Origin of the sequence: Rhodococcus sp. MALMAid1271 (assembly GCF_049195265.1) — a bacterium.
GTDB lineage: Bacteria > Actinomycetota > Actinomycetes > Mycobacteriales > Mycobacteriaceae > Rhodococcoides.
Window position 1 is genome coordinate 1 of sequence record NZ_JBMIRQ010000077.1, and the last position, 3626, is coordinate 3626.

General features: G+C 64.5%; 5 protein-coding genes. 4 read left to right on the forward strand and 1 reads right to left on the reverse strand.

The features are described 5' to 3' along the window. The 3 genes from ACOQFP_RS10325 to ACOQFP_RS10335 all read left to right on the forward strand — a co-directional run. Positions 1–1326 (forward strand): cytochrome c oxidase subunit I (locus ACOQFP_RS10325; protein ID WP_421584263.1); only part of this gene is annotated, 1326 nt, incomplete at its 5' end. Beyond that, positions 1323–1853: a hypothetical protein gene (locus ACOQFP_RS10330; protein ID WP_421584264.1), complete on the forward strand. Its 531-nt coding sequence runs from the start codon at positions 1323–1325 to the stop codon at positions 1851–1853. The genes ACOQFP_RS10325 and ACOQFP_RS10330, both read left to right, overlap by 4 nt. Positions 1854–2112: 259 nt before the next feature. After that, the gene (locus tag ACOQFP_RS10335) at positions 2113–2259 is read left to right on the forward strand and encodes a hypothetical protein (RefSeq protein ID WP_206491136.1); all 147 of its coding nucleotides are present in this window, start codon (positions 2113–2115) and stop codon (positions 2257–2259) included. 107 nt (positions 2260–2366) lie between these two features. Here ACOQFP_RS10335 and ACOQFP_RS10340 read toward each other — a convergent pair whose 3' ends face one another. Then, positions 2367–3251 (reverse strand): sigma-70 family RNA polymerase sigma factor, encoded by an 885-nt coding sequence (locus tag ACOQFP_RS10340; protein WP_421584265.1) that lies wholly within the window; start codon positions 3249–3251, stop codon positions 2367–2369. 33 nt (positions 3252–3284) lie between these two features. Between ACOQFP_RS10340 and ACOQFP_RS10345 the strand changes: the two genes are divergently transcribed. Further along, positions 3285–3500 carry a YgaP-like transmembrane domain gene (locus ACOQFP_RS10345; protein ID WP_341243501.1) on the forward strand — a complete coding sequence of 72 codons (216 nt, stop codon included), beginning with the start codon at positions 3285–3287 and terminating at the stop codon, positions 3498–3500. The last annotated feature ends 126 nt before the right edge of the window (positions 3501–3626 follow it).

Sequence of the window (3626 nt, forward strand, 5' to 3'; positions counted from 1 at the left end):
GCTTACACCCCACTGACGAGCGCACTGCATTCCCCCGGTGTCGGTGCCGACCTGTGGGTACTGGGCCTGATCCTGTCCGGCTTGGGCACGATCTTGGGTGCGGTCAACTTCATCACCACCGTGGTGTGCCTGCGCGCACCCGGCATGACGATGTTCCGGATGCCGGTCTTCACCTGGAACATGCTCGTGACCTCGGTGCTGGTACTGCTGGCGTTCCCGACCTTCGCGGCCGCGTTGGCCGGGCTGGCCTTCGATCGGCTTTTCGGTGGTCACGTGTTCGACCCGGCGACCGGGGGAGCGGTGCTCTGGCAGCACCTGTTCTGGTTCTTCGGCCATCCCGAGGTCTACATCGTCGCGCTCCCGTTCTTCGGCATCGTCTCCGAAATCTTCCCGGTCTTCAGCCGCAAACCCATCTTCGGCTACAAGGGTCTGATCTTCGCCACCCTCGGCATCGCTGCGCTCTCGATCACGGTGTGGGCGCACCACATGTACGCCACCGGAGCTGTTCTGCTGCCGTTCTTTTCGTTCATGTCCTTCCTCATCGCCGTGCCGACCGGGGTGAAGTTGTTCAACTGGATCGGCACCATGTGGCGAGGGCAGGTGACCTTGGAAACCCCGATGCTGTTCAGCATCGGATTTCTGATCACGTTCCTGTTCGGCGGACTGACCGGTGTGCTGTTGGCCAGCCCCCCGATCGATTTCCACGTCACCGACACCTACTTCGTGGTGGCGCACTTCCACTACGTGCTGTTCGGGACCATCGTTTTCGCCACCTACGCCGGGGTGTACTTCTGGTTTCCCAAGATCACCGGACGTATGCTCGACGAACGCCTCGGCAAGTGGCACTTCTGGACGACGTTCGTCGGCTTCCACATGACGTTCCTGGTCCAGCACTGGCTCGGCAACGAAGGGATGCCGCGCCGCTACGCCGACTACCTGCCCTCCGACGGATTCACCACCCTGAACCTGATCTCCTCGATCGGAGCGTTCATCCTCGGACTGTCCACGCTGCCGTTCGTGTGGAACGTGTTCAAGTCCTACCGATACGGCGAGGTCGCCACCGTCGACGATCCCTGGGGCTACGGCAACGCTCTCGAATGGGCCACCACCTGCCCACCGCCCCGCCACAATTTCACCGAACTACCCCGGATCCGCTCCGAGCGGCCCGCGTTCGAGCTGCACTACCCTCACATGGTCGAACGCATGCGCACCGAAGCCCACGTCGGGCTGACGGGCCACACCGCCGACGTGCGGGCCCCCTCCGAAATCATCGTCGACGGCGTCGAAGAGGGCACCGCCAGCGGGACCTCAGAGGAGAGACGGTGACGAGCACGCGGAGACTGCGCTCGACAGGTGCCGCTGTCCTGGTACCGGGACGGGTGTCGTACGCGATCGCCGTCGCCATGGGGTTCTACGTGCTCGCACTGATCCTGGTGTTCACCTTCCTCGTTCCGCGTTTGTCGGCAGGTTCTGGGACAGTGGTGACCCCCGCGGTGGTAGTTGTGTTCGCGGTCCTCCTCCTGCTGGCGATGATGTTCGCAGCACGCACACCGCTGCATCCCGCAGCTGTGTCTCCGGTCCGCGATACGGCGGCGGACCGAGAGGACGACATCGTCGAAGGGTGGGCAGTGGTCCTGGGATTCGACATCGATTCACGACAGGTGGAACTGGAAGTGACGGTGCCCGGGGCCGGAACGTACCGGTGCGATGTGCGTGCAGAACGGTCGATCGTCCGCGCACTGATGACCGGTGCCACCATCTCGGTATGGGTCGACCCTCAGCACCGTCGATCGTCGACCTTTGTCGGGGTCGGTCGGAGCATCGACGATGCGTCCGGGAACGGGCGATGCTGATCGAGCAACCTCGCCCGCACCCCGCGGGGCGAAGGCCACGGTGGGGACGGAGACGTCGATCACGACCACCCTCCGCTGCCCGCCGGACGGCTGGCTGTGCCGGGGACCGGCGTTAGTGGGCCTGCGCGACATCGATTCTCCCGCGACGAAGCCCCCCGGCTGCTGGCGACGGCAAGTGTGGTCGTGGTCGTGACGGGCGAGACCACGAAGACCCAGACCACGAAGACCCTGACCGCGACAACCTAGATCGCGAAGAACAATGACTCGGTCCGCAGCCCTGACAGGACCAGGGCTGCGGACCGCGAGCTACTTTCTGGAGAACATGCGGGAGAACAGTCCCGGCGACTTCGGATCGGCGTCGTGCCCTTTGCAGCGATTGGACGCCGGAACGCCCCGCATCACCTGATCGACGTGTTGCCCACATCCCGCCCACGTCGTTTTTCCGCACTTCTTGCACTTGACAGCCCTGCACATGAGTCTCTCCCTCGGTCGACGAATTACTCCGAATATACCCTATGGGGTATCAGTTTCTTGGTATCGGGGTGATCGGTCATCGCGGCGGGCGGCGACTGCCGGGGGTCCGCCCAAATGTGCGACGTCGTAGACGAACTGTTCGGGCACCGCGCTGGTCCACGGCCGCAGGCCGAGTGCGGTCTTGATACCGATCAGGGCCTGTGCGATGGGTGGGCACCGGCGACACTGCCGCAGGTGCGTATCGATGCGGGCCGACGCGTCGACATCGAGACGCCCGTTCAGGTAGTCCGATGCCGCGGCGAGTGTGCTCCGGCACGCCTGGGAGTCGTTTTGAGGGTGTGTGGGACCGTCGTCGAGGGCGCGTAGCAGCTTCACCCGTGCACGGTGGATGCGCTTGTACACCGCTGCGGTGGTGAGCGCGCCGACCGCACCGATCTGTGTCGCCGTCCAGCCCTCGCCGTCGTGCAGTGCCAGGACCATACGATCCTCGACGGTCAACGTCGCCAGCGCCGCTCGCACCGTGGACCGATCGCTGAGCGCCTGCGCCACCGTCTCGGGATGCTCGAGGTCGCTGATCGGTACATCGATGTCGCCCGTGCCCGATGGTTCGGTGCGCTGAGTCTCCGCGCGTGCAGCCACATCGCGGGCACGATTGATCGTGATCCGGTAGAGCCACGTCGTGAGCGCCGATTCGGATCGAAACGTTCTCCGGTTGCGCCACGCGCGTTCGAGGACGTCCTGCACCAGATCGTCGGTATCGGCCCGTGATCGTGTCATCGCGGCTGCAAAGCGACGAAGAGTCGTGCCCTGGTCGATCAGATCGCGCGCGAAGCGCTCGTCGTATGCCGCGCTGTCGAGGTCGGGGCTGGGCTGTTCGCACGAGAAGCCGCGGATTGGTCCACTTCGGCGTTCTCGCCCGTCCAACAGTGAAAGTCCCTCTATAGAACTGGAATCATCATGCCGTTCGTCGAATTCATGCGCAGTACTGCCGGACGCGCGCTGCGCATCGTGGTGGGAATCGCTCTGATCGTGGTCGCCGTCGTGCTCGGCGGTGTCGGGGGCATCGTGGTGGGAGTGATCGGCGGTGTCTTCGTGCTGACCGGGGTGATCAACGTCTGTCTGCTCGGCCCGTTGTTCTCCGTCGATCTTCGAGGTCGCCCCAAGACGTCCTGAACGGGGTGCGCGGGCGGGCAGCTCAGAAATGGGGGATCACCTTGAACGCGGTGTACCCGTCGCTGCTCTGGGCCAATGCGACACCGTTCGAGGTCACTGCTGTCGGTGCGGCACTCGGTGATGTGC

Bases quoted from the DNA above. Each gene is read 5' to 3' on its own strand.
- ACOQFP_RS10335 (WP_206491136.1), top strand. From the start codon at position 2,113: ATGACTCGGTCCGCAGCCCTGACAGGACCAGGGCTGCGGACCGCGAGC.
- ACOQFP_RS10345 (WP_341243501.1), top strand. From the start codon at position 3,285: ATGCCGTTCGTCGAATTCATGCGCAGTACTGCCGGACGCGCGCTGCGC.